This window comes from Bacteroidales bacterium, assembly GCA_018334875.1.
Taxonomy (GTDB): domain Bacteria; phylum Bacteroidota; class Bacteroidia; order Bacteroidales; family UBA12077; genus JAGXLC01.
Genome location: JAGXLC010000302.1, coordinates 1 through 4,919, shown reverse-complemented (window position 1 = coordinate 4,919; position 4,919 = coordinate 1). Strand labels below are relative to the sequence as shown.

The 4,919-nt window shown below is 48.0% G+C and carries 3 protein-coding genes; all 3 read left to right on the top strand.

Annotated features, from left to right (window positions below):
- The first annotated feature begins 61 nt into the window (after positions 1-61).
- The 3 genes from KGY70_16885 (at position 62) to KGY70_16875 (ending at position 4,908) form a co-directional block, all read left to right on the top strand.
- Positions 62-1,564 carry a sulfatase gene (locus tag KGY70_16885; GenBank protein ID MBS3776876.1) on the top strand — a complete coding sequence of 501 codons (1,503 nt, stop codon included), beginning with the start codon at positions 62-64 and terminating at the stop codon, positions 1,562-1,564.
- Positions 1,565-1,665: 101 nt separating this feature from the next.
- The gene (locus KGY70_16880) at positions 1,666-3,147 is read left to right on the top strand and encodes a Gfo/Idh/MocA family oxidoreductase (protein MBS3776875.1); all 1,482 of its coding nucleotides are present in this window, start codon (positions 1,666-1,668) and stop codon (positions 3,145-3,147) included.
- Positions 3,148-3,348: 201 nt separating this feature from the next.
- Complete coding sequence (locus tag KGY70_16875) at positions 3,349-4,908, top strand: sulfatase-like hydrolase/transferase (protein MBS3776874.1); 1,560 nt, start codon at positions 3,349-3,351, stop codon at positions 4,906-4,908.
- Positions 4,909-4,919: the final 11 nt, after the last annotated feature.

The following is a 4,919-nucleotide window of genomic DNA, read 5'->3' as shown; positions in this document are numbered from 1 at the left end:
GAGGAGCAAAATCCAAACAATAAATTTTAATGTAATTATTTCGGTTGAAAATTAAAGACATATGAAAATGAATAAAAATTTTTCGGGATTGGTGTTAGCTACTATAGCTTTGAAAAGCTTCCTTCTCCAGGGGTGTACGGACAGACCTTCCGGGGAAAATGAGGAGAGACCAAATTTTGTGATATTGATAGCCGATGATGTTTCCTATACTGATTTTGGTTGTTATGGACATCCTGTAATAGAGACTCCAAATACTGATGAATTGGCGGATGACGGCATACGATTTACCAATGCCTTTCTAACCACCAGCTCAAGCAGCCCGAGCCGTGTGAGCATAATAACCGGGAGATATCCGCACAATACAGGAGCGCCTGAGCTGCATTACCCACTGCCGGAGAACCAGGTAGTGTTTCCGGAAATATTGCAGGATGCCGGCTACTATACGGCACAGGCTGGTAAATGGCACTTCGGCGAATCAGGCCACAAACCTTCCGGTCCTGCATTGGAAGCCTTTAACCGTACCGGGGGGAGTCACCTTGATGGAGGCGGTCCAAGCGGATCAGAAAGGTGGGTTGAATATCTGAAGGAGCGTCCCGGAGATAAACCATTTTTCATGTGGTTTGCCGCTCATGATGCCCATCGGCCATGGGACGGTGATTATCCGGTCAGGTATGATCCCGGGGATGTCGTTGTTCCGGAATATATGGTAGATAATGACAGTACAAGGAAAGATCTGGCCTCGTACTATGGTGAAGTCACGCGTTTTGATACCTATGTTGGCAAAGTCGTTGCAGAATTAAAGAAACAGGGGGTATTCGATAATACATTCATTATTGTAATGGCTGATAACGGGCGTCCCTTTCCCCGGGAAAAAACCAGGTTATATGACATTGGAATAAAAACCCCGTTTGTCGTGCATTATCCTGATGGGATAGACCGGAAAGGTGAAATATGTAATGGTCTTATTAGTGTAATCGATATAGCACCCACGATTATAGATCTTGCCGGGGGAGAGATACCCCAGACCTTCCAGGGCAGAAGCTTTTCATCTTTACTGGAGGATACCGGGAAGGATTTTAGAAATTATGTTTTTGCCGAGCATAACTGGCATGACTATATGGCCCATGAGAGAATGGTTCGGACAGAGCGGTATTTATATATAGAAAACAACCTGTGGGAGCGCTCCAACATTGGTGCCATCGACGTTCTTGGAGGAGGAGCGGGCCAGTCATTGATTGAAGGAAACGAAAAGGGTTCGCTCACCGGTCTTCAAAACCAAATTTTTGAGAAGCCCCAACCCAGGGAGGAGTTTTTTGACTGTGAGAACGATTCCAAACAGTTTAATAACCTGGCAGAAGAAGAACAATACCAGGCTAAAATGAAAGAATTGAGAAAAGTGCTTGAAAAGTGGGAAAAAGTGACCCATGATTCCCAACCCGATTCTTTGACACCTGACTGGTATGATCGCAGGACACTGGACCCCCTTCCTCAAAAAGGCACCCGGGGGATATTACCGGGTGAAGATAAAGGGGCTTCCACGATCAATGCACCAGGGCCTTTTTAAGAATAAACCATTAGGATACAATCTGAACAATCCAAATCATTTGTGTTGTCAAATAATTCTATATCAAAATGAAAGCAAAGAAAAATAACCCCCAACAATCCATGTCCAGGAGGACGTTTTTAACATCTACAGCCAAAGCTGCTGTAGGAATAACCGTTTTACCTAGCCATGTAATCAGTGGCCTGGGCCATACTTCCCCGAGTGATAAACTCAATATAGCCGGGATAGGCATAGGAGGGAAGGGCAAGGCCAATCTGGCCAATATGATCGGCCAGAATATCGTGGCCCTTTGTGATGTGGACTGGGACTATGCAGCTCCTGTTTTTAAGCAATATCCTGGTGCCAAAAAATACAGGGATTTTCGCCGGATGCTGGATAAGCAAAAAGATATAGACGCCTGCGTGATTGCCACCCCTGACCATACCCACTTCCACCCGGCAATCAAGGCCATGGCCATGGGTAAGCACGTTTATCTCCAGAAACCTTTGACCCACTCTGTATGGGAGTCCCGACAACTGGCCAGAGCAGCAGAAAAATATAAAGTAGCCACCCAGATGGGTAACGAGGGCCATTCTAACGACAATGTGCGAAAAATCGCCGAAATTATATGGAATGGCACCATAGGAGAAGTGCGCGAAGCCCATGCCTGGTCTGATCGTCCCATCTGGCCCCAGGGACTGGAACCACCCGAAAAGTCAATGGAGGTACCCGATTCCCTGGACTGGGATCTGTTCATAGGACCGGCTGCTGACCGTCCCTACCATTCCGATTATCATCCGTGGAGCTGGAGGGCCTGGTGGGATTTCGGCACCGGCGCTCTGGGCGATATGGGCTGCCATATACTCGATACGGTGTTTTATGCTTTAAAACTAAAGTATCCGACCCATGCCCAGGCCAGTTCCACCCTCGTGTATAAAGAATCTGCCCCGAATGCCTCGCAGGTAGAATATACTTTTCCGCCGCGTTCGTCTATGAGGGAGGTGAATTTCCCGGAAGTAAAAGTAACCTGGCATGACGGGGGACTCAAGCCTCCCAGGCCTGATGAAATGCCTCCGGGAGAATCCATGGGAGCCGGGGGCAACCTGTTTATCGGAACCCGGGGAAAACTGATCTGCGACCAGTACGGGGTAAATTACCGTCTGCTGCCTGTGGATAAGGAATATTCAGATCCTCCTGAAATGGTGGAACGCATTCCGGATCATTCGGAAAAAGTTGGTCCCTGGGGTAAAGAAGGCGGAAGACATGAGATGGATTGGGTGCGGGCTTGTAAGGAATCCCCTGAAAACCGCAGGGAAGCTTCTTCTAATTTTGAATATGCCGGTCCCCTCACCGAGATGGTACTTATGGGCAATCTGGCCATCCGGCTTCAGGGACTTCATAAAAAGCTGGCATGGGATGGTGAAAAGATGGAGTTTAAAAACATCCGCCCGGAAGAGACTCTTCAGGTGGTCACCTCCCATGAATATAAAAAGGTTGAAGGCCGCCCGAGGTTTCATACCGATCATAAAATGCTCGATGCTTATCAGTCGGCCCGTGAATGGGTAAGACATACTTATCGGGACGGCTGGGAATGGGATCGGTAAGCTAAAGGCAGTATTCAATATATCTCATGAGTATAGTCTAAAAAGGCGCTCAGCGGCTATACTTAGCTAATTGAGTAAAAAATATCTATTGGATTTCAGAGATTTAGTAGAGCCGCTTAGCGCCTTATCAGCCAAAATCCAGATTTTTATACCGGACTCATCTCATACTTATTCACCAGATTCATCTAAAAACATATAACCATGAAAAACTACACACGCCGCGAATTTTTACAGTTCATGTCACTCACACCGGTGGCGCTTGCAGGTCTGAAAACTAATAACATTCATTACAGACCGAAAAGAAAAAAACGACCCAACATCCTGTTGCTCATGTCCGACAACCATTCCTGGAATCACCTGGGATGTTATGGTGATCCGGTAGTTAAAACTCCCAATATTGATGCTGTGGCCAGCCGGGGAGTTCGTTTTACCCAAGCCTTTTGTGCCGCTCCATCTTGTTCACCTGCCAGGGCCGGCATGCTTACCGGCCAGGATATCTGGCGGCTGGAGGAGGGGGCCAATTTATGGGGCGTGTTGCCGGATAAATTCCCTTTCTATACCGATATGCTTGAGGCCTCCGGGTATCATGTCGGAATCCAGGGTAAGGGCTGGGGCCCGGGAAGCGTGAAGATGAGCGGACGCGGGTATAATCATGGCGGCCGCACCTATGAGTCCTTCGACCGGTTTTTAGAAGCCAATAACGAGGATAAACCCTTTTGTTATTGGCTGAGCAGCCCCGATCCGCATCGGCCCTTTACAGAGGGGGCAGGGGTCAAATCGGGCATGAACCTCTCGGACGTGGAGATTCCCTCGTATCTGCCCGACAATGAAACCATACGGAGAGATATTTGTGATTATTACTATGATATTGAACACTTCGACCATGTAGTGGGTCAGTTACTGGAGCGGCTCAAAAAAGCCGGAGAATATGAGAATACAGTGATTGTCATCTGCAGTGACAACGGCTGGCAGATGCCCCGCGGCCTGGCCAATCTTTATGACTCTGGCACGCGTATTCCTTTAATTATAGCCTGGCCCGGAGAAATTCCCGGAGGACGGGTGGTTGATGATCCGGTAAACCTCAATGATCTTGCCCCCACTTTTCTGGAGCTTGCCGGAGAGCAGATACCGGAATCCATGACGGCCACCAGCCTTACCAAACTTTTATTTACAAACCAATCGGGGAAGATTGATCCCGGGAGAGATGCTGTATATACAGCCAGGGAACGACATGCCCTCTGTCGTCAACTGGGTATGGGGTATCCGGGCCGGGCCATTCGCACCCGTGATTATCTTTATATCCGGAACTATGAACCCGACCGGTGGCCTGCCGGCGATCCACCGCTGTTTGGCGATGTGGATGCCCATATGCTTCATTATCCCTGTCCGACCAAAATGTATATGCTCACGCATAAGGATGATCCTGATGTGCGCCCTTTATATGAAAAAGCTTTTCTGAAACGTGAGGCCGAAGAGCTGTATGATTTGAACAAAGATCCCTTTCAGATGAACAATTGTGCCGGTCAGGCGAATTATCAAAAGGTGAGAAGGCAGTTATCACAGCGGCTTGACGGTTATCTCTTAAAAACCGGTGATCCCAGGGCCACGGGAGAGAAGATCATATGGGACACCACTATGTATTACCAGTCCAGGGATTTTATTGCCGAGCCCGGAGCGGAGGCCATTAAAAAACTGGGCCTGAAAAAGCAGTACAATTATTTTGATTTGCAGGATACGTTAATCAAAAAGCTTTCGAAATGATACTTCTTCCC